This window comes from Leptotrichia massiliensis (assembly GCF_900104625.1).
Taxonomy (GTDB): Bacteria; Fusobacteriota; Fusobacteriia; order Fusobacteriales; family Leptotrichiaceae; genus Leptotrichia; species Leptotrichia massiliensis.
The window spans coordinates 468,810-495,618 of sequence record NZ_FNVZ01000004.1; the positions used below are offsets into that span (position 1 = coordinate 468,810).

25 protein-coding genes and 1 pseudogene are annotated in these 26,809 nt (G+C 30.3%); 16 read left to right on the top strand and 10 right to left on the bottom strand.

What is annotated here, in order from left to right; translation table 11 throughout:
• Positions 1 to 85: 85 nt before the first annotated feature.
• From mnmG to dnaA, 10 genes and pseudogenes are all read right to left on the bottom strand, one after another.
• Complete coding sequence (gene mnmG, locus BQ5344_RS03500; protein ID WP_071124171.1) at positions 86 to 1,978, bottom strand: tRNA uridine-5-carboxymethylaminomethyl(34) synthesis enzyme MnmG; 1,893 nt, start codon at positions 1,976 to 1,978, stop codon at positions 86 to 88.
• Positions 1,979 to 2,687: 709 nt separating this feature from the next.
• Positions 2,688 to 3,602, bottom strand: a complete 915-nt coding sequence (locus BQ5344_RS03505; RefSeq protein ID WP_071124172.1) for a hypothetical protein — start codon at positions 3,600 to 3,602, stop codon at positions 2,688 to 2,690.
• Between the two features lie 27 nt (positions 3,603 to 3,629).
• Complete coding sequence (locus BQ5344_RS03510) at positions 3,630 to 4,667, bottom strand: tetratricopeptide repeat protein (RefSeq protein WP_071124173.1); 1,038 nt, start codon at positions 4,665 to 4,667, stop codon at positions 3,630 to 3,632.
• A gap of 233 nt (positions 4,668 to 4,900) precedes the next feature.
• Positions 4,901 to 5,944, bottom strand: coding sequence for a DciA family protein (locus tag BQ5344_RS03515; RefSeq protein WP_071124174.1), 1,044 nt, complete (start codon positions 5,942 to 5,944; stop codon positions 4,901 to 4,903).
• Positions 5,945 to 5,958: 14 nt separating this feature from the next.
• Complete coding sequence (gene recF / locus BQ5344_RS03520) at positions 5,959 to 7,047, bottom strand: DNA replication/repair protein RecF (RefSeq protein WP_071124175.1); 1,089 nt, start codon at positions 7,045 to 7,047, stop codon at positions 5,959 to 5,961.
• Positions 7,048 to 7,096: 49 nt separating this feature from the next.
• Positions 7,097 to 7,279, bottom strand: a pseudogene (locus BQ5344_RS11975) (AAA family ATPase); the annotation flags it as partial.
• A gap of 7 nt (positions 7,280 to 7,286) precedes the next feature.
• The gene (yaaA, locus tag BQ5344_RS03525) at positions 7,287 to 7,523 is read right to left on the bottom strand and encodes a S4 domain-containing protein YaaA (protein WP_205407989.1); all 237 of its coding nucleotides are present in this window, start codon (positions 7,521 to 7,523) and stop codon (positions 7,287 to 7,289) included.
• Positions 7,524 to 7,547: 24 nt separating this feature from the next.
• Positions 7,548 to 8,501 (bottom strand): hypothetical protein, encoded by a 954-nt coding sequence (locus BQ5344_RS03530; protein WP_071124176.1) that lies wholly within the window; start codon positions 8,499 to 8,501, stop codon positions 7,548 to 7,550.
• 657 nt (positions 8,502 to 9,158) lie between these two features.
• Positions 9,159 to 9,518: a hypothetical protein gene (locus BQ5344_RS03535; RefSeq protein WP_071124177.1), complete on the bottom strand. Its 360-nt coding sequence runs from the start codon at positions 9,516 to 9,518 to the stop codon at positions 9,159 to 9,161.
• 50 nt (positions 9,519 to 9,568) lie between these two features.
• Positions 9,569 to 10,924, bottom strand: a complete 1,356-nt coding sequence (gene dnaA, locus BQ5344_RS03540) for a chromosomal replication initiator protein DnaA (protein WP_071124178.1) — start codon at positions 10,922 to 10,924, stop codon at positions 9,569 to 9,571.
• A gap of 645 nt (positions 10,925 to 11,569) precedes the next feature.
• On the opposite strand from dnaA, the gene rpmH reads away from it, so the two are divergent.
• The 16 genes from rpmH to BQ5344_RS03620 all read left to right on the top strand — a co-directional run bounded on the left by rpmH (position 11,570) and on the right by BQ5344_RS03620 (position 26,778).
• Positions 11,570 to 11,707 carry a 50S ribosomal protein L34 gene (gene rpmH / locus BQ5344_RS03545; RefSeq protein WP_006805377.1) on the top strand — a complete coding sequence of 46 codons (138 nt, stop codon included), beginning with the start codon at positions 11,570 to 11,572 and terminating at the stop codon, positions 11,705 to 11,707.
• 200 nt (positions 11,708 to 11,907) lie between these two features.
• Entirely contained in the window at positions 11,908 to 12,234 is a 327-nt protein-coding gene (rnpA, locus tag BQ5344_RS03550; RefSeq protein ID WP_071124179.1) for a ribonuclease P protein component, read from the top strand.
• Positions 12,234 to 12,443: a membrane protein insertion efficiency factor YidD gene (gene yidD / locus BQ5344_RS03555; RefSeq protein WP_021769813.1), complete on the top strand. Its 210-nt coding sequence runs from the start codon at positions 12,234 to 12,236 to the stop codon at positions 12,441 to 12,443. The genes rnpA and yidD overlap by 1 nt, the downstream gene beginning before the upstream one ends.
• Positions 12,444 to 12,463: 20 nt before the next feature.
• The gene (locus BQ5344_RS03560) at positions 12,464 to 13,150 is read left to right on the top strand and encodes a YidC/Oxa1 family membrane protein insertase (RefSeq protein ID WP_021769812.1); all 687 of its coding nucleotides are present in this window, start codon (positions 12,464 to 12,466) and stop codon (positions 13,148 to 13,150) included.
• Complete coding sequence (locus tag BQ5344_RS03565) at positions 13,116 to 13,913, top strand: Jag family protein (RefSeq protein ID WP_235846102.1); 798 nt, start codon at positions 13,116 to 13,118, stop codon at positions 13,911 to 13,913. Before BQ5344_RS03560 ends, BQ5344_RS03565 begins: the two co-directional genes overlap by 35 nt.
• Before the next feature lie 94 nt (positions 13,914 to 14,007).
• Positions 14,008 to 15,375 (top strand): tRNA uridine-5-carboxymethylaminomethyl(34) synthesis GTPase MnmE, encoded by a 1,368-nt coding sequence (gene mnmE, locus BQ5344_RS03570; RefSeq protein WP_071124181.1) that lies wholly within the window; start codon positions 14,008 to 14,010, stop codon positions 15,373 to 15,375.
• A gap of 59 nt (positions 15,376 to 15,434) precedes the next feature.
• Positions 15,435 to 17,417 carry a DNA topoisomerase (ATP-hydrolyzing) subunit B gene (gene gyrB / locus BQ5344_RS03575; protein ID WP_021769809.1) on the top strand — a complete coding sequence of 661 codons (1,983 nt, stop codon included), beginning with the start codon at positions 15,435 to 15,437 and terminating at the stop codon, positions 17,415 to 17,417.
• A gap of 602 nt (positions 17,418 to 18,019) precedes the next feature.
• Entirely contained in the window at positions 18,020 to 20,584 is a 2,565-nt protein-coding gene (gene gyrA, locus BQ5344_RS03580; protein WP_235846103.1) for a DNA gyrase subunit A, read from the top strand.
• Between the two features lie 41 nt (positions 20,585 to 20,625).
• A complete protein-coding gene (locus BQ5344_RS03585; protein ID WP_071124182.1) occupies positions 20,626 to 21,387 on the top strand; it encodes a GntR family transcriptional regulator in 762 nt (253 codons plus the stop codon).
• Between the two features lie 847 nt (positions 21,388 to 22,234).
• Entirely contained in the window at positions 22,235 to 22,687 is a 453-nt protein-coding gene (locus BQ5344_RS03590) for a YfcE family phosphodiesterase (protein WP_036071994.1), read from the top strand.
• A gap of 203 nt (positions 22,688 to 22,890) precedes the next feature.
• Positions 22,891 to 23,334 (top strand): PTS sugar transporter subunit IIA, encoded by a 444-nt coding sequence (locus tag BQ5344_RS03595; protein ID WP_071124183.1) that lies wholly within the window; start codon positions 22,891 to 22,893, stop codon positions 23,332 to 23,334.
• Between the two features lie 120 nt (positions 23,335 to 23,454).
• Positions 23,455 to 23,946: a PTS sugar transporter subunit IIB gene (locus tag BQ5344_RS03600; RefSeq protein WP_071124184.1), complete on the top strand. Its 492-nt coding sequence runs from the start codon at positions 23,455 to 23,457 to the stop codon at positions 23,944 to 23,946.
• 44 nt (positions 23,947 to 23,990) lie between these two features.
• Positions 23,991 to 24,803: a PTS mannose/fructose/sorbose transporter subunit IIC gene (locus BQ5344_RS03605; protein ID WP_071124185.1), complete on the top strand. Its 813-nt coding sequence runs from the start codon at positions 23,991 to 23,993 to the stop codon at positions 24,801 to 24,803.
• 12 nt (positions 24,804 to 24,815) lie between these two features.
• A complete protein-coding gene (manZ, locus tag BQ5344_RS03610) occupies positions 24,816 to 25,652 on the top strand; it encodes a PTS mannose transporter subunit IID (protein ID WP_071124186.1) in 837 nt (278 codons plus the stop codon).
• A complete protein-coding gene (locus BQ5344_RS03615) occupies positions 25,653 to 26,042 on the top strand; it encodes a hypothetical protein (RefSeq protein ID WP_071124187.1) in 390 nt (129 codons plus the stop codon).
• A gap of 451 nt (positions 26,043 to 26,493) precedes the next feature.
• Positions 26,494 to 26,778 carry a BMC domain-containing protein gene (locus BQ5344_RS03620; protein WP_021770241.1) on the top strand — a complete coding sequence of 95 codons (285 nt, stop codon included), beginning with the start codon at positions 26,494 to 26,496 and terminating at the stop codon, positions 26,776 to 26,778.
• Positions 26,779 to 26,809 lie beyond the last annotated feature (31 nt).

Genomic DNA, 26,809 nt, shown 5'->3' on the forward strand with positions numbered 1-26,809 from the left:
TTTTCAAACATTTCAATAAAATTTATTAAAACTGAACTCAAAAACTATAACTACACTTTCTAGACTCCAGTATTATTTAATTTTATCAATTCTTCAAAATCGCAATTAAAAGCGAAATATCATTATAAGTAACTCCACTAATTCTGCTAGCCTGCCCAATCGTTTCAGGCTGTCCATACATAAGCCCAGAAATAGCGATATTGCTAAGCCCTTTTACGCTTTCATAGTCAAATCCTTTTGGAATTACCATTTTTTCAAGTTTCTTAAACTTCTCAATCTGTGCCTTTTCTCTTTCAATAAATACATTATATTTCGCATTTATTTCCACTTGCTCCTTCGCTAAATCCGACAATTTCACAGTTTCCACAAATTCACTTAAATTATCATAGTTAATTTCTTTTCTCGCAAGAAATTCAAAAGCTGAAACAGGGCTGTTCATGCTATTTTTAATAGTTTTTTCAATTTCCGCACTTTCAGATTGATTTTGTTTTTCTACAATTTTAAGTAATTTTTCATTATTTTCCTTAGTCGGATAAACCGTAATTCCTTTCAATCTTTCAACTTCATTTTCAATTTCCTGACACGTATTTTCAAGTTCGGCTAATTTTTCAGCATTTAATAACCCAATTTCCTTCGATTTTTCCAAAAGTCTTATAAAAATGTTGTCTTGACGCAAAGTCAGTCTGTATTCAGCTCTTGAAGGCAGTACACGATAAGGCTCTGGCGTTTTTTTATTTATTATATCGTCTATCAAAACCCCAATATATCCTTCACTTCTGTCAATCACAATTTCCTTTTTCCCTAAAATTTTTCTCGCAGCATTCACTCCCGCCATAAATCCTTGACAGGCTGCTTCTTCATATCCACTCGTTCCATTAATCGTTCCCGCTGTGTAAAGTCCATCTATAACTTTTGTTTCAAGAGTCAATTTTAACTGATAAGCAGGTACAAAGTTATATTCCACAGCATAACCGTAACGTACAATTTTAGCATTTTCTAGCCCACTAATCGTTTTTAACATTGCTTCCTGTGCAAATGGAGGCATTGCTGTAGTAAATCCGTTTATGTAGATTTCATCTGATTCTACAGATTCCTGCTCCAGAAATATCTGATGATTTGTCTTTTCTGGAAAATTCATAATCTTTCTGTCAAGAGAAGGGCAATGCCGTGGACCTTTTGTACTTACAATTCCTGTAACAATTGGCGAATATTTTAACATTTCCTGTCCCACTCGTATTGTTTCAGGTGTTGTGAATGTAAGCCAAGTTGGTAAAGTTGAATTATATTCTTTTTTTGTTTCGTAAGAAAAATATCGTGGCTTATCTTCTCCCTTTAATTCTTCCATTTTAGAAAAATCAATTGAAGATTTAGCAATTCTCGGAGGAGTCGCAGTCTGGTATCTATCCAGCTCAAAGCCATATTCCACTAGTTTATCAGGCAAATCTACACTTGCAGGCTCTCCTTGCCGTCCTGACGAATATTTTACATCCCCCATAACATATTCTCCACCTAAGAACGTTCCTGTACATAAAACAACAGCCTTTGCCCCATATTTTATTCCAAGATTGTCTTCAACTCCCATAACTTTCTTATTTTCCACAATCAAATCTACAACAATTCCCTGCACCAAATCCAGATTTTCCTGCTTTTCGATAATTTCCCTCATTTTAACCCTGTACCAGTATTTATCAGCTTGAGCCCGTGTAATCCGAGAGGCTAGTCCCTTTGTATGATTCAAGTTCTTTAACTGCAAATTGTAATTGTCAATATGCCTTGCCATTTCTCCGCCAAGCATTCCAAGTTCCGACACCAGATGGCTTTTTCCAGGACCTCCAACCGACGGATTGCACGACATCATTGCAATATTGTCAAGATATATCGTAAACAACGCTGTTTTTAGTCCATGTCTTGCCACCGCAAGAGCAGATTCCACCCCAGCATGTCCCGCTCCAACAACAATTATGTCATAATTTTTCATTTTTTAAATTTTCCTTTCAACTTATTATTTTTTTTTTACTATTCTTATTTGATAACCTTATCAAAAAATTTAATTTTAACTCTAAATATTTATCTTAATAATTGTATTTTTTTAACGTAAAGAGGATCAGTCGCCATCCCCTTTTATTTCGCAATATTAGTTATTTCAATTTCTTCAAATTATAACATCTGAAGATTTTGGCGAAAGTGCTACGCACTAATCCCCGCTTGTCTAAGTATTTTTTTGAAATAAAATTGAAACTCGCTTTTTAAAAAAAGTTATTGTCAACTCTTTAAACTAATCAAAATTTAAAAAGTCTGAAAAAACTCAAACAGTCAATTTCATTCCAAAAAAATCACGACAATTTTAATTTAATTAATAATAAATTATTTAACAAAAACAAATATTAAGCAAAATTTCGTTAAAGAAAAAATAACTGTTTGAGATTTTGAAGTAAATTTTAAACTATATTCAATTATTTGTTTTGAAATAACCTTAATTCAAAATCGAGTTTTATTTTTTCTTTATAAGAAAGTTTTGCGTAAGCGGGGTTGTAAGGGCATGGCGTCTGATGCCCTTACGTTACAAAAAAATAAATAAAAAAAGAATAAAAAAACTATTATTAGTCATTATTAAATTAATAAAAATTAACTCATAAAAAATTTTCAAAAGAGATATTTTAGATAAATTTTAAAATTATTAAACAAATTTACTTCTTCTTTTTAAAAACATTCCTTACTGGACGAGTAATATCCTTAAAATACACATAACTTTTGTGTTTTCTAATATAATACCTCAAATATCTAAAAACCAATTCTTCCCTCTGTTTGCAGTACTTCGCATATTCATTAGCAAAAATTCTCGCTAGTTTTTCATCTTCCATCATTCTTGAAACATTTTTCATTCTTTTATCCAGATTCAATTTCACTCCGAATTTCATTCTATTTAAATCAACCAGATAAAATTCATAATTCCCGCTTTTGTCCTTAATCAACACATTACCCGGCGAATAATCTTCAAATTCTACACCACTTTCGTGCAAGTCAAAAGAAAATTTTGCAAACTGTCTTATGATTTTTTCACGATTTTTTTCTACTTTTGCAAGCATTCTTTCCGTTTCTTCACTTATCTTGTAATTTTCCCCCTGTTCAGCCTTGTCCCGCTCGATATCCTCAGGCCAGAAAACTTCCCGGCAGGTAAAATCATATTTTAATTCTTCGCTTATATAATAACTGTTTTTTTTATTATTTTCGTTTACAAAATCATCAAAATATGCAATTGGTTCTGGAGTTTTTATTTTACATTCCAGCAATTTTTTTGCATATTCATAAGAACGTTTTGCTTTTGAGCCTTTAAATTTATAGAAAAAGTTTGTAATGAAATCTTTTTGTTTAAATTTTTTTATATTTACCATTTTTTTTCTTTCAGTATTTTCAATGTTATTATTTTTTTTCTTTTTTTCATTCCCTTTTTTCAAATTATTTTCAATATATATCTCAAACTTTTTTATTTCATTTCTTCCCGGTTCTACAACATATTCTCCAGTTTTATCAAAATTTTTCAGTACATTTATCAATATTTTTTCATCATATTTCTTATTAACTTCATAATTTTTTTCTTTCATTTAAAATCCTCATAATTTCTAAATTTTTTACTTTTCTTTATTTTCTAAACTTTTTTCATTTTCCTTTTCAAATTTTCTCTTATTTTTTCTCAATCTCTTTTTCAGTTCCTTCAAAAAATCCTTATCTTCTGTAAATTTAGCCATTTTAGCCACATATTCAAGCGCTTTGTCATATTTATGCTGTAATTCCAGCACGTATACCAAATTCACATAATGGCGAATATTTTCAGGTTCTAAAATAATCATTTTATCGCAAACCTTCTGTGCATTTTCATAATCTTTGGTTTTCACAAAAAACCTTCCTTGCAAATTCAACATTTTTATTCTCGAAAGTCTTTTATTCTCATTCGTTGCATTTTCATAATTTAAAAGCAGAAGTTTTATTTCCTCAAACTCCTCTGCTCTGAACAATATTTCAAAATAATCCTCAAATACATAATCTTCCACATTTTCACAATTTATGGCGATATTATAATATTTCACAACTTCTTTTATATTGCTTGAATAAGCCATTGTATCGCCCATCCGTGCGTAAAGTGAAAATTCCTCCACCTCGTTAAATTTTGCATTTAAAAGTCTTGTATATTCACAAATTGCCTCATCATATTTCCCCATCATTGTAAGGCAATCGCCTTTCTCAACATACGCTTCTGAACTTTCAGGTTCCATCTCTATCGCCTTGTCAATATTTTCTATCGCCTTTCTATAATACTTTAACAAAGCATAAGACATTCCCATATTCAAATATACAAAATAATTTTTTTCCATTTCCAAAAATTTTTTATAAAGCGAAATGGCCTTTTTCAATCTTCCAAGCGACTGATAGACAAATCCCAATGTAAAAAGCGTATCCTTGCTGTCAGGATACTTTTTCTGCAATTTTTCTGCATATTCCTTCGCTTGTTCAAACATTCCAAAGTCTGAATAAATCTTAGAAAGTGTCATAAGTGCCGAATAATTGTTCTCATCGATTTCAAGTACTGACTTCAAATACACAAGTGCATCCTCGTACTTGTAATTTTCCATTGATTTATCCGCTTCTTTTAATAATTCTTCTATATACATCTTTTCTCCATTTATATTCCAACTCTTTTTAAATCAACTCATAAAACTATCAAAATTTTTAATCTAAATAAAATAATTATACTTTTTAAGTTTAAATTATTTACAAAATTACTATATATTAGAGATATTTGAAGTTTATCTCAAATTTTATAAATATTATTTTACCATATTTTGAACCAAAACCATAAATAAAATTTTTTACTTAAAATTATGAGATATAAACTCTGCTACTTTCAATATCTCCTATTATTCTCAAGCCTAAATTTCATATCCTTTCTTAACCTTCTCAAAGCCCACTTTCTCTCAACCTTAAAAACCTCTTCATTATCGCTTCCAATTTTATAATCCACATAATTTTTTATAAATTTTTCCACATCTTCCCTTGACTCACTCCGAATTTCAAATTCATAATCTTCATTTAAAGAAATTTCTCTAGTTTTTTCAAGACAATAATAAAGCATATCGTTGTAAGTCTGCTGTGCTAAAATGTCCCGTGCTTTGTAATAGGTAGCTTTGTCAGTATTCGTTATTCTAACTGCTTGTTTTTCAGATATATACGGCTTATTCCTTATCAAATCAGTCATTTTCTGAAATTTCCGATTTTTTTCATTCATTCTGCATTCAAAGCACATTTTCTCGTTACTTTCCTGCAAGAATAAAATTTTACAGTTTTCACATTCAATATATCCATTATTTTTTAAGTATTTTTCCCTCTTTTTCAGCTTTATCGCAATTTTTTCCAGCCTTCTGGCAATATCTTCATACTTTTTATCAATTTTATCAATATTCTCGTGAATTTCTTTAATTTCTTCCGTAGAAAGTACAATATCCTTCACTTTTTCTGTGATTTTATTTTCAGACTCAACATCTATCCTACTTTCCCTAACATTTCCTCTAGGAATTTCCCCAACCCGAATTGTCCCTCTCTTTTCCTCATTTTCAATAAGTTCATCCAGCAAATCACGCTTTATTTTATAATTTACCTTTACAAATTCAATACTTTCCAAAAAATTACCATTCAAAAATGTATTTATTTTATCCTTTATATTTTCCGCATACATTATCGTCGTATGATAAATAATTCCATCATTAATCACTACAACTAGATTTCCGTTAAACAAGCTCTTTGGATAAGTTTTTTCGCCAATAGGACCGTTCACAATCTGTGTCCAGTTTTTCTTAATTTTCCACAAGATATATTTTTCATTCTTTAAAAGTGAGCTTCTTTTCTCAATCGCTTTTAGTGCCAAGTTTTTTAAATCCTTAATTCCGTCCATTTTTCAACCCCTTTTTACTCATTAATAATCTTCCCCTTTTCCACAATAAATTTTTTCCCTTCTATACCTAAATCTTCTGTCGAAGTTATAAAACATTGGATTTTTTTATTTACAAAATAGCTTAAAATGCTTTTTTTTCTGACTTCATCAAAATACGAAGCGATGTCGTCCATTATAAATATTGGATACTCCTTTTTTTCCTTTATTAAAATATCAATTTCTGAAATTTTTAGCGAAAATATTATAGATTTTTTCTCCCCTTGTGAAGAATACGCCTTTGCATTTTTCCCATTCAACTCAAAGACAAAATCGTCTTTTTGAGGGCCAAGCAGGCTGTATCCAAGAAACTTTTCCCTCTCGCTTTTCCTTTTGCATAACATTTCAAATTTCCCCTTCAGTTCTTCCCTAGTCTTCTTTTCCACATCCCCAAGAAAACAGTCATATTTTAATTTCAGCTCCGAATTTTCATCAAATAATTTACGATAATTCAAGTTTAGAAGAATTGAAAGTTTTTTTATAAATTCCCGCCTGTTTAAAACGATATTCAGGCCTTCTTCAATAAATTTTTCATTATAGATTTTATAAATTTCCTCGCCAGTCTTTTTTTCCTTTATAAGTTTGTTCCGCACCTTCAATATTTTCTCAAAATTCACAATCGACTGTAAATACTCCTTTTTTGCCTGCGAAATCTCATAATTAAAAAAATTTCTCCTAACGCCAGGATTCCCAATAATCAGCTCAATATCCTCAGGAATAAATGAAATAATGTTAAGTAGCCCCACATAATTTATATATTTATTCTTTTCCCTGTCAATATAAAAGTCCTTCTTATCCTCATTAACATCAATAGCAATAGTATTTTCCGACAAATCCTTATGTCTGTACTTCCCAAACACAATCAGCCTGTTCAAGTTATATTTGCGAATCTCTTTCACTTTCTTAGTCCTAAAACTCTTCCCCGTAGCCAAAAAATGGACAGCCTCAATAAGTGATGTTTTTCCCTGTCCATTCTTCCCATATATTAAATTAAAATACCTATCAAACTTCAACTTCCCATCCACAAGACACCGAAAGTTATTAAAACTAATCTGATCCAAATACATCGCTATTTCTTCCCTTTCACACTGTAACTATCTGTAACTAACTTTTACCACTTTCCCCAAAATTTACATCAATAAATTTCTTCCTAAAAAACTCCCTTACCTCCCTATTAGACCGTCTCAAGGAATACACATCCTCATAATCTTCCCCAATTTTTTCATCAATAGTTAAATATCCACGAAATAAAAGAAGTTCCAAAATTTCCTCTTGCCCCAATAAACTGAATAAATCAGCAAACTATTTAATGCGTTACCCTCACAACAACTTTTTCTCCAGCAAACTCCACAACATCCCCATCATAAATTTTTTTTCCACGTCTAGTTTCCACAGCATCATTTACTTTCACTTCTCCATTCAAAATAAACATTTTCGCTTCCACTCCAGAACCTGTAAAATTTGCCCACTTCAAAAGCTGATCCAATTTTATAAATTCAGTATTTATAACAACTTCTTCAATTTCATTATTTATATTTTTCATTAATTTCCCTCCGTAACTTATTTTTTACCAAACATATTTTTTATCATAGCCATTACCATTATCTACCCAATAGTAAAACAAAATTGTGAAATCTTTTTGATTATAATATGGCTTTATTTCATCTCTGATTTTTTCAATTTTTTCTTTTGAAAAATAACCTACATAAATTGTTATAATAGGATGAATATTATTAAATTTCATAAACTCATACCAGTCTATCTCCTCAAAATTTCTAGGCTTTGAAAAATATTCCTCTAATTTTTTGCCATACATTTTCAGCCTTTCTACTTTCCCTTCGACTATTTGGTTTCCACATTCTTCATCTATTACTGTTAGTACTGTATTTTTACTTATTAAATTTTTTTCAAAACTTTCATCATTTGATTCTTTGAGCATTGTGCCGCATACCCATGTTCTTCTAGGAACTCCAACTGGTATTTTTTCATCATATTTTATTCCATGTTTTTTTAATATTTTTTCTATCTTTTCAAAATCATTTCCTTTGGATTTATCGTATATGAGACTGCTCCATAAATACGGCCTTACTCCATAGTAATCAATAATTTCAATTAATAATCTTGATTTTGTTGTTTTATTAAAAAATGGAATATCTTTTAAAGCTTCGTATTCAAGAGGCCATATTAATCTATCTCCGTCTTCAAACGGAGATTTTGTTGGAGGATATTCTACATGTATTACATCTCTGTTATAAAAGAATTCTGATTTATACCTAGGAATGTTATAGCTGTACAGGACATAGGAGTACGGATTATGTATCAGATTTCCAGCTACAAGCTGTTCTTCTTTCACATAATATGCTCCCTTGTTCATTCTCAAGTTAAATTCTTTTTTGAGCATTTCCATATAGTCATCTAGCATTTTTTCTTCATTTATAGCCGTTACTTCTTCAGAGTCTCTGCAGGAATGAAGACATAACATAGAAAGTATAATTAATAACATCATCATCATTTTTTTCATCTTACTTCAACACCTTCATACCTAATATTATTATAGCTTAAAATCTATCTATTACTAATTCAACCATTAACCAAATTAATGTTTAATTTTATTGTGGAAAATTCCATTTATCCGTGTAAAACTTTTCCCACAAATATTCCCACATCTTTTCCACAATTTCAATATATTCCTATTTTTAGCAATTTTTTTGTAAATTTTTTTCCACATTGAATTGTGGAGTTAATTTTTAATTATGTGGAGAAAATTTATATGTTTTTATTTTTATTATTTTATCACAGTTATTCTTTAATTTAAAATTAAAAATTTTTGAGTTATCAATAAATGTGGAAAATTTTGTTTATGTTTGTGGATATTATGATTTTAATTTTCCACATTAATATTTTATTTTTCCACAAAATTTCTTTTAATACAATATTTTTAATTATTTTTTTCCACAATTTTTGTGGAGAAATTTTCAACATATAGTGGAAATTAAGTTTTATTTTTCCACATTAATATTTTCTAATTTATTTTATTAAACAAAATTTAATTATTTTATTAAAATTTTTTTATGAAAATTAATTATGTAGAAAACTTTTTCCACTGTGGATAACTTTTAAAGCGACTCCTTTATTTTTCCACAAAATTTTCCACATCTTTTCAACACTTTCCATAATCCTAAAAATTTACATTTTTTTCAAAATAACTTCCGTATTTTCCCCATATCAGACTATCTATTTTTTCCCTATTAATATTTTCTATCTTTTTATAAACTGGCTCTCCTCTTATACAAATACCAAAAAAGTAATAATTTTTACACTTTAAACATTTCAGATATGTGCAAATAGTATAATGTTCTTCTTTTTCCACAGTTTCCATTATTTTTTCTATCGGACAATCAGCGGCATATATTTCCATTTCATTTTGTTCTATTTTCGACACAATGAGTTTACAAACTTCCTTAATCATATTTCCATATTCTTTTTTTGCTTTATATTTTTCAAAAACTAGAATTATTTCTGAACATTTATCACACACTTAATTTCACTTCCTAAAATTAAAATAAGAGTTTTTGTTTAAAAAAACATCTAAGCTCTAAAAATCTTCTTGTTCAAAGCTTCAATTTCTTTTTTGAACACAACATCTTCCTTCGTCTTCTTATCAATTTTTCTGATACTGCTTATAACTGTACTGTGATCTTTTCCGCCAAAAAGTCCTCCAATTGCTGTTAGGCTTAGATCCAGCTCATCATTATTCTTTAACAAATACATAGCGATTTGTCTTGTTTCTACTATTTTTTTCTGACGTTTTTTGGATTTCATGTCAGTTACGCTGATACCATATTGTGTAGAAATCATTTCTATTACTTTTTTGGCTGTTACTTTAGACTGTTCACGTTTTACATTGTGCATAAGCATTTCCTGTACCAACTGCATTGTTATTTGTTCGTTTAAAAGTTTTGCACGTGCGTTTAAGTTTGTTAATGTTCCTTCCAATTCCCTTACATTTGTATCAAGAGAATCTGATATGTATTCAAGAATGCTGTCATCTATTTCAATCCCTTGTGTCTTTGCCATATTTTTCAAAATCATCATACGAGTTTCGTAGCCTGGGCTTTGAATTTCCACCGTTAAGCCTGACAAGAATCTTGATTCCAGACGTTTTGACAGATTTTTTATTTCCTTTGGCGATTTGTCACTTATCATTATTATCTGTTTCCCCAGTTCCTGAAGTTTATTGAATGTGTGAAAAAACTCTTCTTCCACAGTTCCTTCACCACGTCCAAACACCTTCTCAAAAAACTGTATATCATCTAAAAGAAGCACATCCAAAGCACGGAAAGTATCACGAAAATTCTGAATACGTCCGCTGTTTAAAACTTTAAAAAATTCATTTGCGAATTCTTCTGAAGTTGAGTAATATACACGCTTGCTTGGATTATTTTCCAATATTGCATTTCCCACAGCTTGCATCAAATGGGTTTTACCAAGTCCTGAACTTCCATAGATAAAAAGCGGGTTATAAACTGGCGTTGGATTGTTGACAACTGCAAGACAGGCGTTATATGCAAGTTTACTATTTTCCCCTACAACAAAGTTGTCTAGTCTATGTTTCGGGTTTAAACCTGTGTGGAAAACTTGGATTTTTTCCTTTGTATCTTTTGAAAAACTATGTGTTTCAGGCTTATATGTCATTACATCCTGCTGTTTTACTTCAAAGTTTATAGTAACTTCCTCATCTGTTACAATTTCCACAATATCTTCCATCTGGCTTTTATGCTTTTCCATATTCTGCTGTATCAGCTTTGAATTGCATACAAGTGTAAGTTTTCCATCTTCCAGCTTTCCTACTTCCACATTGTTAAAAAATGCCTCAAATTCTGCCTCGTTTACCCTTTTTTTCATTATTTTTTTTATTTTTTCCCACAATTTCTCAATATCCATTTACTTTTCTCTCCTTTTTAGTTAATTTTAATTATGAATAAAAATTTTTAATTTTCTCGCATTTTGCCTAGTAAACTCGTTTATTAATTTTCCCTTTAAATTTGTACTTTTATTTAATTTTACTATAACATAAATAAAATAAATAATCAAGATTTTAAACAAAAGTTTTCCACAGACTTTTCCACATAAAAAATATAATATTTTTCTGCTGTTTATCAAAAAATTTTACTTTTTAAATTTTTATCCACAAAAATTAATTACATCCATTTTCAGTATCTTTCCACACATTATCCACATACTTTTAATTTATCCACAAATTCTGTTGGTAATTATGTTTACAATTTTGTTGATAATATTTTTCCACAAATTTAGCAAAAGTTTTCCACAGACTTTTATCTGTCAATCCCTTTATTTATCAATGTTCCCATATTTCCACAATGTATAATAATAATATATTTAATTATATATATACTATTATATATTATAGAGTTGTGGATAAAAAATTCTGTATAAAATTTTATAACAAATAAATTAAATAAAATTTACTTTTTGAATAAAGCATTGAACTTGACTTTTTTTTGAATATTGTATATAATGTCTACAAAAGACAATAATTTTTTAAAACTAAGATAGAAAGGAAAAAGAATGACAAAAAGAACATATCAACCAAATAAAAGAAAAAGAAAAAAAGATCATGGATTTAGAAAAAGAATGCAAAATAAAAGCGGAAGAAATGTTTTGAAAAGAAGAAGAGCTAAAGGAAGAGCTAAATTATCAGCATAACCCGGTGTTAAATTCAACACTGGGTTTTTAAAAGCATTAATCTAAATATTAAGAGAGCTTTCTTATACCTAAAACCTCTTTAAAACTGGACACAAAAGTTAAAACTATCCATAAATACATGTTTAGTTGATTTTTTTGTCTAATTTTAAAGAAGTTTAATATATTAAGCTCTCACTCATTTTAACAAAAAGAAGAGAAATATGTCTATTAACAAAATAAAAAAATCAAAGGATTTTTCATTAATATATAACAAATCACAAAAAATGCATACAAAGTATGCTATTATTTTTATAAAGGAAAATGTAAATAACGAACAACGATTTGGCTTTGTAGCAAGTAAAAAAACTGGAAATGCAGTTCAAAGAAATAGAATCAAAAGAATATTTAAAGAATTTGTAAAAATACATAAAGATAAATTTAAAAAAAATACAGATTATATATTTGTAGGCAAATCTGTCTTAAAAGAAAAAATAAAAAAATTAAAATATAAAGATATTGAAAAAGATATAAACAAGGTAATAAAATAATGAAAAAAATATTATTATTTTTAATAAAAATTTATCAAAAGGGTATTTCTCCATATTTAGGAAGACGATGCAGATTTTACCCAACATGCTCAGAATACTCAAAACAGGCAATAATAAAATATGGAGCAGTAAAAGGGAGTTATCTGGCAATCAAAAGAATATTAAAATGTCATCCTTTTCATAAGGGAGGATATGATCCGTTAAAATAAAAAAGTGGAGGAAATAATATATGTTTAAAATACAGGCACTTGTTGATTTTGTCGTACATGTACTAAACGCAATATATGGTGTTGTAGGAAATTATGGTGTAGCAATAATTATTGTTACAATTTTAATGAGAATAATTGTGTTTCCATTGACATTAAAGCAAGAAAAGTCAATGAAAAAAATGAGAGATTTACAACCAGAACTTGATAAAATAAAAGAAAAATACAAAGATAGTCCACAAGAATATCAACAAAAAACGGCTGAACTGTACAGAGAAAATGGGGTAAATCCATTAGGAGGATGTTTGCCACTATTAATTCAAATGCCAATATTTGTGGCACTATATTGGGCTTTTAGCGGAAATGCAATTCCAGCAGATGCTAAATTTTTATGGTTTACACTAAAACAGCCTGACAGATTATTTATGATGGGAAATTTCGCATTTAATTTACTACCTATTTTAAATGTGGGAGTTACATATATTCAGCAAAAAATCATGGCAAGTGCAACTAGTGGACAAGAAAGTAATCAGCAGATGCAGACGATGTTATACATGATGCCAATTATGATGTTATTCATATTTTACAATATGCCATCTGGGGTAACATTGTATTACTTAGTTTCAGGAGCTTTGTCACTGGTTCAGCAGTATTTCATTTTGAAAGGAAGAAGTGATGATGGAAAAGATAGTATTAAAGGCACAAAATGAGGAAGAACTTAAGAATATGGTAAGCCGTTCCTTGACACTAAAGGAAGATGAGACTTATCAGGTAAAAGTTTTAAAACATCCAAAAAAAATATTGTTTATCAATATAAAAGGGGAATATGAAGTTAAGATTATTAAAAAATCAGAACTAAAAACCAATGAAAATAAAACAAAAACACAAAGTGAAAATAATAATGTAAAAAAAGAGACAAAAAAAGAAAATGGAAATAATTATCCAAAAAATAACAATAAAAAAAATTACAAAAACGAAAATTCAGAAAGTAAAGAAAAATCTGTTACAAATCAACCTGATACAAATATAGACAAAATCAGGGCATTTTTTAAAGAGTTTATCGTAAATATAAAAATGGATATACGAATTTTTAATATAAAAAAAGAAAACAACAACAAATACTTGGTTATTCTTGATGGAAAAGATATGAGATTTTTAATTGGCGAAAAAGGAAACACATTAAACAGCTTTGAATACTTGTTAAGCACAACAAGACAGTTTAAAAATATAAAAATAGTTGTGGATTCTAATAACTATAAGGAAAAACGTGAAAAATCATTAAGAGATTTGGCAAGAAAAAAAGGAAAAACAGTTCTTTCAACAGGAAACGCCATAAAATTAAATCCAATGTCAGCACGTGAACGTAAAATCATTCATGAGGAAGTTTCCTTTATGAAGGGATTACAAACTGAAAGTGTTGGGGAAGAGCCAAAAAGATATTTGGTTATTAAAAAATTAGATGAAAAATTTTAAAAAATTGAGTTAGATTGTTTGAAAAAAGATTTTTTAAACAGTTTAGTGTAATATAAAATAAAAATAAAATGATTTTAGAAAATAGAGGGATAAAATGTTGTTTGATACAATTGCGGCGATTTCCACTCCAAAAGGTGAAGGCGGGATTGCCATAATAAGAATATCCGGCGATAAATCATTTGAAATACTGGACAAAATATTTATTAAAAAAAACCCAAATGCTGATTTGGGTTTTTATAAATTAAATTATGGATTTATCAAGGATGGAGAAAAAATAGTAGATGAAGTAATGGCTGTAAGGCTAAAAGCTCCCAAAAGCTATACTTGTGAAGATATTGTGGAAATAAATTGCCACGGTGGAACGCTTGTTTCGGAAAAAGTGCTTGAACTTGTGTTAAGAAATGGAGCAAGACATGCTGAAAGTGGTGAATTTACAAAGCGAGCATTTATGAATGGACGTATAGACTTGTCACAGGCTGAGGCGGTTATGGATATTATTCAGGGAAAAACAGAAAAGAGCGTATCACTGTCGCTCGATCAGTTAAGAGGGGACTTGCGTGATAAAGTTAATGAATTTAAGAAGGCTTTGCTAGATATTACAGCACATGTAAATGTAGTGCTGGATTATCCTGAAGAAGGAATTGACGATCCGTTGCCAGTAGAACTTAGAGATAATCTGGAAAAAGTATATGAAGAAGCAAATCGGTTAATTGACTCGTATGACACAGGAAAAAAAATAAAAGAGGGAATAAAGACTGTTATTGTGGGAAAACCAAATGTCGGAAAATCTACATTGCTAAATGCTTTGCTTCGTGAAGAACGTGCTATTGTAACGCATATTGCTGGAACTACAAGAGATGTTATTGAGGAAATAATCAATATAAAAGGAATTCCATTAGTTCTGGTGGATACAGCAGGAATTAGAAAAACTGATGACATTGTTGAAAATATTGGTGTGGAAAAATCTAAACAGTTTATTGAAAAGGCTGATTTGGTGCTTCTTGTACTGGATGCTTCAAAGGAGCTGGAAAATGAGGATATAGAAGTTATAAATCAGATAAAAGAAAATAAAAAGAAAATTATAGTATTATTAAATAAGATTGATTTAAATAAAAAAATTAATCTTGAAGGGCATAACTTGGAAAATATTGTTGAAATTTCTGCAAAAGACAATATTGGAATTGAAGATATGCAGGAAAAAATCTATTCATACATTGTGGAAGAAGATGTGGAAAACTCATCAGAAAAACTAATAATTACAAATATTCGTCACAAAACAGCACTTGAAAAAACAAAAGACGCAATAAGAAATATTTTTGAAACAATAGATATGGGTCTTCCGATGGACTTGATTTCTGTGGATTTGAAAGAAGCGTTAGACTCGCTTTCGGAAATTACTGGGGAAATATCGTCTGAGGATATTTTAGATCATGTATTTGGGAATTTTTGTGTTGGAAAATAGATTTTATCATATTTTATAAAAAATATGAAAAGTTTTGGATAAAATGGAGGAAATAAATAATGGATAATAATTATGGAGCAGAGGCGATTACTGTTCTGGAAGGGCTGGAAGCAGTTAGAAAACGTCCAGGAATGTATATTGGATCAACTTCAGCACGTGGGCTTCACCATCTAGTATGGGAAATTGTAGATAACAGTGTGGATGAGGCACTTGCTGGAATTTGTGATAAAATTACTGTAAAGATACTTGAAGGAAATATTATCGAAGTATCTGATAATGGACGTGGAATCCCTGTAGGAATGCACAAAACTGGAAAATCAACTTTAGAAGTTGTACTTACTGTACTTCACGCCGGAGGGAAATTTGACAATGATAATTATAAAGTGTCAGGTGGACTTCACGGAGTTGGGGTATCTGTCGTAAATGCTTTGTCAGAATGGCTTGAGGCAACTGTAACACGTGATGGAAAGATTTTTAGACAGACATATCAGCGTGGTGTTCCAACTTCGCCTGTGGAGGAAATTGGCGTGGCAGACGATGGTGCACATGGGACTGTAGTAAGATTTAAAGCTGATGATGAAATATTTGAAACAACAGTTTACGATTATTCTGTATTGGAATCACGTCTAAAAGAATTGGCATATTTGAATAAAGGCTTAAAAATTGAACTGGCTGATGAAAGAAATGCTGAAAATGTAAAAGCTGAAGAATTTTTATTTGAGGGTGGAATAAAGGATTTTTTAAATGAAATTATAGATGAGGAAAAAATAATTGATGATGTAATTTATATGGCTGATACGATGCAAATTGAGGAAGCGAAGGAAGTGGAAGCTGAGGATGAAAACGGAAACCCAGTGATAAAACAGCGAAGTGCAAAATTTGTGGAAGTGGAAATTGCGATGAACTACACGACTTCACAAAGAGAAACTGTTTATTCGTTTGTAAATAATATAAATACTCATGAAGGTGGAACTCATGTCAGCGGATTTAGAACTGCACTTACAAGAACAATTAATGATATTGCAAAACAGATGAACTTAATCAAGGATAAAAATGGGACATTTCAGGGAACAGATGTAAGAGAAGGGCTTGTCTGTGTAATAAGTGTAAAGATACCTGAGCCTCAATTTGAAGGGCAGACAAAAACAAAACTTGGAAACAGTGAAGTTACAGGAATTGTCTCAAATATTGTTGGAAGCAACCTGAAATTTTATTTGGAAGATCATCCCAAAGATGCTGAAAGAGTTATTGAGAAAATGGCAATGTCAAAAAGGGCAAGAGAAGCTGCGAAAAAAGCAAGAGAACTTGTACTTAGAAAAAATACGTTGGAAGTAGGATCATTGCCTGGAAAGTTGGCAGACTGCTCTTCAAAAGATCCAGCTGAATCAGAAATTTTCATAGTCGAAGGAAACTCAGCAGGAGGTTCTGCAAAACAAGGAAGAGATAGAAGATTTCAGGCAATATTGCCTCTTCGTGGAAAAATCTTGAATGTAGAAAAATCAGGAGTGCACAAGGCTCTTGAAAATGCAGAAATTAGAGCAATGATTACAGCCTTTGGAGCTGGATTTGGCGAAGAAATGGACTTAAAAAAACTAAGATACCATAAAATCGTAATTATGACAGATGCTGATGTTGACGGAGCTCACATCAGAACATTAATGCTAACTTTCTTCTACAGACATCTAAGAGAATTAATAAATGAAGGCTACATCTATATCGCACAGCCGCCTTTATATAAAATTCAGGCTGGAAAAGCAATCAGATACGCCTATTCAGACGATCAGATGAAACAAGTGACAAGAGTACTGGAAGGAGAAGGACGAAAATATACAATCCAGCGTTACAAAGGGCTTGGAGAAATGAACCCAGAACAGCTTTGGGAAACAACGCTTGACCCAGAAGTAAGAACATTGTTAAAAGTATCAATGGAAGACGCTTCCTATGCCGATAAGATGTTTAATATTCTGATGGGGGATAAGGTTGAGCCGAGAAGGAAGTTTATTGAGGATAATGCAAACTACGTAAGAAATCTGGATATATAATTTATTTTTTATTTTAAGATATTTTGGTTAATGATTATTTTTTCTTATTTTATTTATATTAATTTTTTTAACACAGAGGTATCAGACGCCATACCTCTGCACACCCGCTTGACGCAAAACTTTCTTATAAAAGAAAAATAGAAGTTACTTAACTCATAAATAGATTCCAAAAGCTCACTTTCACAATAAAAAGTTAAAATGATTCAAATAAATGGTATTTAATGTAAAAATTATGGTGAAAGAAACACATTCGTGTTTAGCTATTTTTCTTCTAACGAAATTTTGTTTGATTTTGATTTAGTTAAATCAACTGTTGTAATTAGATTAAAATTGTCGTGATTTTTTGGAAATAAAAATTTCTGTTTGAGCAAAGCGAGTTTAATTTTTATTTTCAAAAAATGCTTAGATGAGCCAGGGATGCAAGGGAAATGGCGATTGATTTCCCTTGCTTAAAAAAAGAAGAAGATATAGAAATTATAGGAATAACATTTGTTAGCAAAAATTTATTTTATAAAAGATGTTTAATAGATAAATATACAAGTTAGGTTGTGGAATTTTGAGAAGGTGGATTATAAAGTAAAAGAAAAGAAAAGAGGTGCAGGATGTCAGACGATTTTAGAGATGACGATGAAAGAGAAGAAGAGATAACGGAAATGGATGAGAACGATGATAGGGAAATCATTGTGGAAGGATTGCCTAAGGCTACGGATTTATCAAATGAATCTAATGTTTATATTGAGGATGAGATAAAGGCGGCTTATTTGGATTATTCGATGAGTGTAATTGTTAGCCGTGCGTTGCCTGATGTACGTGATGGATTAAAGCCTGTGCATAGAAGAATTTTGTTTTCCATGAGTGAAATGGGAATGAGCCATAAAACTCCATTTAAAAAATCGGCAAGAATTGTCGGGGATGTATTGGGGAAATACCATCCACACGGGGATTCATCAGTTTATGGTGCAATGGTTAGAATGGCACAGGACTTTAATATGAGATATGAACTTATCGACGGACATGGAAACTTTGGTTCGATTGATGGGGATGAAGCGGCGGCAATGCGGTATACAGAAGCTAGAATGGCTAAAATTACTGAAGAATTACTTGCGGATATTGGAAAAGATACGATTGATTACAGAAAGAACTTTGATGAAAGTTTGGATGAGCCGGTTGTATTGCCTGCTAAACTTCCAAATTTATTGCTAAATGGAGCAAACGGTATTGCCGTTGGAATGGCTACAAATATTCCGCCACATAATCTAGGGGAAGTAGTTGATGGAATTATTGCGTTGATTGATAATCCTGAAATTTCGATTGATGAACTGATTACGTATATAAAAGGTCCAGATTTTCCAACTGGAGGTATAATTAACGGAAAACAAGGAATTTATGATGCATATAGAACTGGACGTGGAAAGCTAAGAGTTGCAGGACGTGTGGAAGTTGAAACTTCAAAAACTGGGAAAGAGTCGATTATTGTTACAGAATTACCATATCAGGTAAATAAAGCCAGACTTATTGAAAAAATTGCTGATTTGGTAAGACAGAAGAAAATTACTGGAATATCTGACTTGCGGGATGAAACTGACAGGGATGGTATCAGAATTGTAATTGAGCTGAAAAAAGGTGAAGAAAGTGAATTGATTCTGAACAGCCTTTATAAATTTACTGATTTACAAAATACATTTGGTGTAATTATGCTTGCACTTGTGGATAATGCACCAAGAGTGTTGAATTTAAAGCAGGTTCTTCAGAAATATCTGGAACATAGGTTTGAAGTAATTACAAGAAGAACTGAATTTGAGCTGAAAAAGGCTAAAAATAGGGCTCATATTTTGGAAGGATTCAAAATTGCACTTGATAATATTGAGGAAGTAATTAGAATTATACGTGCTTCAAAGGATGCAAATGTTGCACGAACTGAATTAATTGCAAAATTTGGATTCTCAGAAATTCAAGCAAAAGCTATTCTGGATATGAGATTACAAAGGCTTACTGGACTTGAAAGAGATAAAATTAATCAGGAATATAACGAACTTATGCTATTAATTGAAGAATTAACTGGAATTTTATCTGACGATTCAAAAATATATGGTATAATTAAAGAGGAGGTACTTAAGTTAAAAGAAGATTTTGGTGATGAACGTAGAACTGAAATCAGAAATGCAAGAGCCGAAATTAGTATAGAAGACTTAATTAAGGACGAAGAAGTTGTTGTAACACTTACAGAAAAAGGTTACGTAAAACGTGTAACAATCGACACTTACCGTTCTCAAAAACGTGGTGGAATCGGTGTAAATGCTACAAATACAATAGAAGACGATGTAGTAAAAGATATGTACATAGCAAAAACTCTTGATACATTACTTATTTTCACAACAAAAGGAAAAGTATTCAGCATAAAAGTGTACGAAATCCCTGAAACTGGAAAACAAGCACGTGGAAAACTGATTGGAAACATTATAAATCTAGATACTGATGAAAAAGTTAGCACAATAATAAGAGTTCGGGAATTTGAAAAAAATAAAAACTTATTCTTTGTAACACGAAACGGAGTTGTTAAAAAATCTGAACTGACATTGTTTGACAACATTAAAAAAGCTGGAAAACGTGCAATTAAGTTAAATGATGATGATGAAGTTATGTATATTGGGCTTACAAGCGGAACTGGTGAGGACGAAGTATTTGCCGCTACAAGAAACGGTATTGCGATTAGATTCTCTGAAAAAGATGTAAGAAGCATGGGAACTGGAGCAGCAGGAGTAAAAGGTATAACTCTTAGGGATAAGGACAAAATTGTAGGAGCCGCAATTATTAATTCAGAAATGAATAATGATGAAATGAGAATTCTTACAATTACTGAGGAAGGATATGGAAAACGTACTAAGTTATCAGAATATAGACTTACATCTAGAGGCGGAAAAGGAATTATCAATGCAAAACTTAATGATAAAACTGGGAAAATCGTAGATGTAAAAATTGTTACAGAAAATGATGAAATTATGCTTATTACGTCAGAAGGAACATTGATTAGAACGAGCGTTAATAACGTGTCGGTAATAGGGCGTTCGGCATCTGGTGTACGAATAATGAAAGTTAGAAATAATGAAAAAATTGCTTCAGTGGTAAAAATTACAGAAGAGCCTGAATTGATTGAAGATGAACAATAAATAGGATAAAAAAAATTATCATATAGAAGGAAGTGGTTAAAATGTTACAAAAAAAAGCATTATTTTTAGTTACGGCGGAAAACGAAATACAGCCATTGGTTAATTTTGCAAAAGTTTTCAAGCAAAAATATAACGCTGATGTTGACGTTATTTACATTAAGGATGTCCTGAAATATGAGGTATTTCCTGTTAGCATAGAAGGAATGGGACTAAATATTGGAGCAAATTACGCTTTTAAGGAATACAGGGAACTTGAGGAAAAAACTGTAAAAAAATTAAAAGAAAAAATGACTTCTGATATTTCAAATTTTTATACAAAAGATGGTGAGACATCTGAAATTGTACTGGAAGAGTTAAAAAAATATGATTTGCTCGTTCTTGTAAAAAATGAAAAAGTAACTTCAGTGCTAAAGGAAATTTTAAGAAGTATTTTCAAACCACTAATTATTTTACCAAATGTGGAAGATTTCAAATTGGACAATTTAATGCTGCTTGATGATGGAGCTTATAATGCAAATAAAACATTATTTACTTTCTTCCATATATTTGGAGAGCAAAAAGTGGATGTATTACGTGTAAATGTGGAGGAAGAAGATGAAAATAGCCTAGTTGAACGTTTTGGGGACAATTATAATCTTATTCACAAAAAAGGAGATACATTCAAGACAATTATGAATGAAGCTCAAAACTATGACCTAGTCTTAATGGGTGATTTGAGATACACAGTAATGGTGGAAAGAATTACTGGTAAGCTAGGAGTTAGAATACTAGAAAATCTTCAAAAACCGATTTTTATAGTATAGTAAAACCATTTTAGACCCAAACTCAAAGTTATGATTATATTACTCAAACAGTTTTTATAAATACAAATATAATTTCTGTTTGAGTAAATATATATTAGTTATACTAATATATTTTTGTGATTTTCTTTGTAAAGCATTTGTTTTTGCAATTTTTTTTTAAAAAACTATACCAAAAACATCATAACTTATTTTTTAATTATAAAAATATAGTTAGAATATATAAAAAGCTATATTGGTTAAAAATTTTGGGATAAAAAATCATATAAAAAAAATATTTGAGTATATTATTTTTTTAAACAAAAAATTTTCTATAATCATTTCATTTTTAGAACAAAATAAGTTGTAATTTAAAATAGTTATAAAATTAATATAATTAATTGTGCTATATTTCACAAGCAAAACACGCCTAAATAAAAGGTAAAATAGTATTTTTATGTAGTAATTATAATTTAGATTTTTTAGAAATTCTTAAAAATAAAGAAAATTATAATAAAAATAATATACTTTATAAAATCTTTTGGATTATAATAGAACTGGCATTAACGTAAATGTTGTTTCTTATATATAATATAGAAAATTAGGAATAAATTAAAAAGTGTGTTATAATAAATAATAAATTAATTACTAAAAATATTTGGAGTTTAGGATATTTTGCTAAATTTGTATACTAAAAACTCCTTTAAATTAGACTAAAGATGAATAAACTTTAGGACAAAAATGTAATGTTAAAATATTTATATTATCGTTTTAGAGTATGTTTATCGAAGTTTGATTTTAAAATTAAGTATGTAAAAGTTTTTTTCAATGGAGAAATAAACAAAAAAGGAATATGGAGAGAGGAGATTTAATGAAAGTATTGATTTGTTCCGATAGTCACGGAAGGCTTGATTATTTTCAACAAGTAATCGATCTGGAGCAACCAGAAATTGTAATTTTTGGAGGAGATCACAGTACAGATGCAATTGATATGTCGTTGGTCTACAGAGATGTACTTTTTGCCATTGTAAAAGGTAATACTGATATGGATGATTATGAGTCTAGAGAAACTAAAATATTTGATTTGATGGGAAAAAAGGTGCTATTAACACACGGACATCTATACAGTGTAAAAACGACACTTGAAGAATTAGAAAAAAAAGCTCATTTAGAAAAAGCTGAGATTTGCGTTTTTGGACATACACATAAAGAATTTATGGCAGAAAAAGGTGGAATAATATTTGTAAATCCAGGAGCATTACAAGATAAAAAATATATGGTTTATTATGGTGGTAAAAAGTTTGAGCAAAAAATATTAAAATAATACGAGTTGTTATTGGCTTTAAATGGAATGCAAAAAAGACATAATTATTGATTAAAAATCAACGTTATGTCTTTTTTTGTTTATAAAAAAATCTAATGGAATTTAATCTAATTTTTTAATTAAATAATACTAATATTATGTTATAATAAAGTATACTCGAAATATAAGGTATAAAATTTATAAACTTGAAAGGAGAAGCGGGAATGATTAATTTAATCGTTGCAACACATGGAAAAATGTCAGAAGAAACCGTTAACTTGACAAAAATGGTTTTAGGTGAAAGTGAACTGCTTGATTTTGTAACATTTGTACCAGGAGAAGGACCTGAAGATTTGATTGAGAAATATAATAATATTATCTCAAAATATGATAGTGAAGGTACTTTGTTTTTAGTAGATTTATTTGGTGGAAGTCCTTATAATGCAGCTTGCAGAGTAGTTGCTGAAACAAAAAACACAGATGTAATAACAGGTGTTAATGTACCGATGTTATTGGAAGTTTTAGATGCAAGAGAAGAAATCAGCGATGTTTCTGAATTAGTTCAAGTGGCAAAAAATTCAGGAATTAACGGGATTAAAATTTTTAGTGAATTATTTAGTGCAGAGTTTGTTGATGACAATGATGATTTAGATGAGCTAGATTTATAGAATATAGTAGAAAATCTAAAAAACAAAAAATAAAATCGAAAGGAGAGTTACTGAAAAGTTCTTTATGTTTAATATTATATACAAACTTACTTACAATATTTTCAGTAACAAAATAAAATTATGGAATTAGTTTTAACAAGAATAGATTCAAGATTAATACACGGACAAGTTGCGACTTCATGGGTAAAAGCGACTAAACCAGAAGCAATTTTTGCTGTTAATGATGATGTAGCAGAGGATAAGATAAGAAAATCTCTTTTATTACAAGTGGCACCAGAGGGAGTAAAATCATTTGTAATACCTGTTGAAAAAGCAATAGCTGTTTATAAAAACCCAAAATATGATAAAACAAAAGTAATGTTACTTGTTACTTGTCCTAGAGATGTTGTTAGATTAATTGAAGGTGGAGTAGATATTAAAACTGTGAACGTTGGAGGAATGACTTTTAAAGAAGGGGACAAATTAATTTCAAAAGCGGTTGCGATTAATAAAGAGGATTTAGAAGCATTTAACAAATTAAGAGCCATGGGTGTGGAGCTTGATATGAGACAATTAGTAACTTCTGCAAAAGAAGATATTAACTCTAAATTAGATTCTATATCATTTGACTAAAAAATAAAAACATAGAACAATTAAATATTTAGGAGGACAGAAGTATGAATGTTATTCAGTTAATTTTGTTAGCACTTGTGGCAGCTATAGCTGGTATGGGAAGCGTACTTGATGAAAGACAGACTCATAGACCATTGGTGGCATGTACTTTGGTAGGATTTGTATTAGGAGATTTAAAAACGGGAATTATATTGGGTGGTTCACTTGAGATGATTGCCCTTGGGTGGATGAATGTTGGAGCTGCAATGGCACCAGATGCAGCGTTAGCAAGTGTAATTTCAGCAATTTTAGTAATTGTAGGTAAACAGTCAATTGCAGAAGGAATAGCAGTTGCAGTACCAATTGCAGCAGCAGGACAAGTTCTTACAATTTTCGTTAGAACAATTACAGTGTTCTTTCAGCATAAAGCAGATGAGTATGCAGAACAAGCTAATTTTAGAGGTATTGAAATGTGTCACTTAGCAGGATTGGCTTTACAAGCATTAAGAGTAGCAATTCCAGCTGTATTAGTAGGTATGATTGCGGGAACAAGTGCTGTAGAAGGAGCTTTGAATGCAATTCCTGAAGTAATTACAAGAGGACTTCAAATTGCTGGAGGATTTATAGTAGTTGTTGGATATGCGATGGTAATAAATATGATGGAAGCCAAAGCATTGATGCCATTCTTCTTTCTAGGATTTGTAATAGCCGCGTTTACAGAATTTAACTTGGTTGGTTTAGGAATATTAGGATTATGTCTTGCAATACTGTATATTCAATTAAATCCCAAATATCACGCATCTATTGCTTTACCAAGTGGTGGAAATGGTGGAGCCACGGTTATAGAAGAAGCGGATGATGAACTGGAAGGACTATAGGAGGTAGGAAAAATGGCAGAAAATATAGAAAAAAAATTAACTGATAAAGATTTGAAAAGCATGTACTGGAGATCTACAACTTTACTAGGGTCTTTCAACTTTGAAAGAATGCAGTCAATGGGATTCTGCGTAACAATGATTCCTGCAATAAAAAGGCTTTATTCTAAAAAGGAAGATCAAGCAGCAGCTCTTAAAAGACATTTAGAATTTTTTAATACTCAACCATGGATAGGTTCAACTATAATGGGAGTTACAGCTGCGATGGAACAAGAAAAAGCAAATGGTGTAGATATTGACGATGCAACTATAAGTGGAATAAAAGTAGGACTTATGGGACCACTTGCAGGAGTAGGAGATCCTATTTTCTGGGGAACTTTACGTCCAGTATTAGCAGCGCTTGGAGCTTCACTTGCAATAGCTGGAGGAAATCTATTAGGACCATTTATTTTCTTTTTTGGAATAAATTTGGCAAGAGTGCTTACTAGATGGTATGGTTTAAAATATGGATACGAAAAAGGAACTGAAATAGTTGGAGATATGGAAGGTGGAGTAATTCAAAAATTAACTCAGGGAGCTTCTATATTAGGGCTCTTTGTAATGGGAGCATTAGTTTCGAAATGGACTTCAATAAACGTACCATTAGTATTATCTAAATATACTGATCAAACAGGAAAAGAAGTCGTAACTACAGTTCAAAGTATACTAGATTCACTGTTACCTGGATTATTAGCTTTATTGCTTACATTTGCATGTATGCACTTATTAAAGAGAAAAGTAAATGCAATCTGGATAATTTTTGGATTCTTTGTAATAGGAATATTAGGATACTGGTTAGGAATTTTGGCATAGATGTTTAAAAAAATGATTGAAAAAATGGAAAAATATGTGAAAGTTCCACCAAAAGAAGGGTATATAAAAAACAGTTCTATTTTAGTTACAGCACTTATGATTATTGGAATGATTTTATATCCACTTACTAAAGGATACGGAACGATAATAGCATTGTCAGCGGCATTAATAGTTATGGTCGGGCAAAAACTATTAATAAAACAAGCTAAAAATGATTTTAAGGATATGTATTATGCCAAGGAAATGTATTTAAAGACTAAAAATACAGAATATCTGCATTTTATTATGGCACGTTCAAAACAGATGATTAACGATGTAAAAGTTCTATCTGATAGAGCAAAAAGGGAAATAGCTGAACTTCAGCAGTTTGCTGAAAATTATAAAAAATAAATTTTATAGTTTTTTGTAATATAAATAATTAAAATATGAAAAGAACACCTAAAATTAAGGGTATTCTTTTTTGTTTATAATTTTATTTTGCAATGTCTTAACCTTGTATTAAAAGCCTTTTTTAAATATGCTTATATAAACTTAAATATAATTTTAAATTTTTTTTTGTTATAAAGTATTGACAAAATGAAAAATCATAGTATACTCAATATAGAGCTTATATTACAACGAAGTAATATAAACAAAATAGTAACAATAACAAAATTGCAATTATAAATTAAAATATGGAGTACAATAATATTTTGGAGCAAAGGAGCTTGAAAAATTATTTGATTTTTTAGTTCCTTTTTTATTTTTGCTAATTTAATAATTTATTATATAATTTTAGAGAAGGAGGTGAAATCAAAATTAAATTATTTGTCAAATAAAAAATAATTTTAGGAGGAAAGATATGGCAACATTAAATGCATTAGGAATGATAGAAACAAAAGGATTAGTAGCTGCAATAGAAGCTGCAGATGCAATGGTAAAAGCAGCAAATGTTACATTGATCGGTAAAGAGCATGTAGGTGGAGGATTAGTGACAGTGCTTGTAAGAGGAGATGTAGGAGCTGTTAAGGCTGCTACAGATGCAGGAGCTGCTGCTGCAGAGAGAGTTGGAGAATTGATTTCAATTCATGTAATTCCACGTCCACATGCGGAAGTAGAAACTATTTTGCCAAAAGGAAGAGAATAGTATAAATAATTTTATAAAAAAATAAAACTAT

Coding starts and splice junctions, on each gene's coding strand:
- rnpA (WP_071124179.1), top strand. CDS start 11,908: ATGTCTATTAACAAAATAAAAAAATCAAAGGATTTTTCATTAATATAT.
- yidD (WP_021769813.1), top strand. CDS start 12,234: ATGAAAAAAATATTATTATTTTTAATAAAAATTTATCAAAAGGGTATT.
- BQ5344_RS03515 (WP_071124174.1), bottom strand. CDS start 5,944: ATGGACGGAATTAAGGATTTAAAAAACTTGGCACTAAAAGCGATTGAG.
- yaaA (WP_205407989.1), bottom strand. CDS start 7,523: ATGAAAAATATAAATAATGAAATTGAAGAAGTTGTTATAAATACTGAA.
- dnaA (WP_071124178.1), bottom strand. CDS start 10,924: ATGGATATTGAGAAATTGTGGGAAAAAATAAAAAAAATAATGAAAAAA.
- BQ5344_RS03560 (WP_021769812.1), top strand. CDS start 12,464: ATGTTTAAAATACAGGCACTTGTTGATTTTGTCGTACATGTACTAAAC.
- gyrA (WP_235846103.1), top strand. CDS start 18,020: ATGTCAGACGATTTTAGAGATGACGATGAAAGAGAAGAAGAGATAACG.
- mnmG (WP_071124171.1), bottom strand. CDS start 1,978: ATGAAAAATTATGACATAATTGTTGTTGGAGCGGGACATGCTGGGGTG.
- BQ5344_RS03530 (WP_071124176.1), bottom strand. CDS start 8,501: ATGAAAAAAATGATGATGATGTTATTAATTATACTTTCTATGTTATGT.
- BQ5344_RS03505 (WP_071124172.1), bottom strand. CDS start 3,602: ATGAAAGAAAAAAATTATGAAGTTAATAAGAAATATGATGAAAAAATA.
- BQ5344_RS03585 (WP_071124182.1), top strand. CDS start 20,626: ATGTTACAAAAAAAAGCATTATTTTTAGTTACGGCGGAAAACGAAATA.
- gyrB (WP_021769809.1), top strand. CDS start 15,435: ATGGATAATAATTATGGAGCAGAGGCGATTACTGTTCTGGAAGGGCTG.
- BQ5344_RS03620 (WP_021770241.1), top strand. CDS start 26,494: ATGGCAACATTAAATGCATTAGGAATGATAGAAACAAAAGGATTAGTA.
- manZ (WP_071124186.1), top strand. CDS start 24,816: ATGGCAGAAAATATAGAAAAAAAATTAACTGATAAAGATTTGAAAAGC.
- mnmE (WP_071124181.1), top strand. CDS start 14,008: ATGTTGTTTGATACAATTGCGGCGATTTCCACTCCAAAAGGTGAAGGC.
- BQ5344_RS03590 (WP_036071994.1), top strand. CDS start 22,235: ATGAAAGTATTGATTTGTTCCGATAGTCACGGAAGGCTTGATTATTTT.
- BQ5344_RS03615 (WP_071124187.1), top strand. CDS start 25,653: ATGTTTAAAAAAATGATTGAAAAAATGGAAAAATATGTGAAAGTTCCA.
- recF (WP_071124175.1), bottom strand. CDS start 7,047: ATGTATTTGGATCAGATTAGTTTTAATAACTTTCGGTGTCTTGTGGAT.
- BQ5344_RS03510 (WP_071124173.1), bottom strand. CDS start 4,667: ATGTATATAGAAGAATTATTAAAAGAAGCGGATAAATCAATGGAAAAT.
- BQ5344_RS03595 (WP_071124183.1), top strand. CDS start 22,891: ATGATTAATTTAATCGTTGCAACACATGGAAAAATGTCAGAAGAAACC.
- BQ5344_RS03600 (WP_071124184.1), top strand. CDS start 23,455: ATGGAATTAGTTTTAACAAGAATAGATTCAAGATTAATACACGGACAA.
- rpmH (WP_006805377.1), top strand. CDS start 11,570: ATGACAAAAAGAACATATCAACCAAATAAAAGAAAAAGAAAAAAAGAT.
- BQ5344_RS03605 (WP_071124185.1), top strand. CDS start 23,991: ATGAATGTTATTCAGTTAATTTTGTTAGCACTTGTGGCAGCTATAGCT.
- BQ5344_RS03565 (WP_235846102.1), top strand. CDS start 13,116: ATGATGGAAAAGATAGTATTAAAGGCACAAAATGAGGAAGAACTTAAG.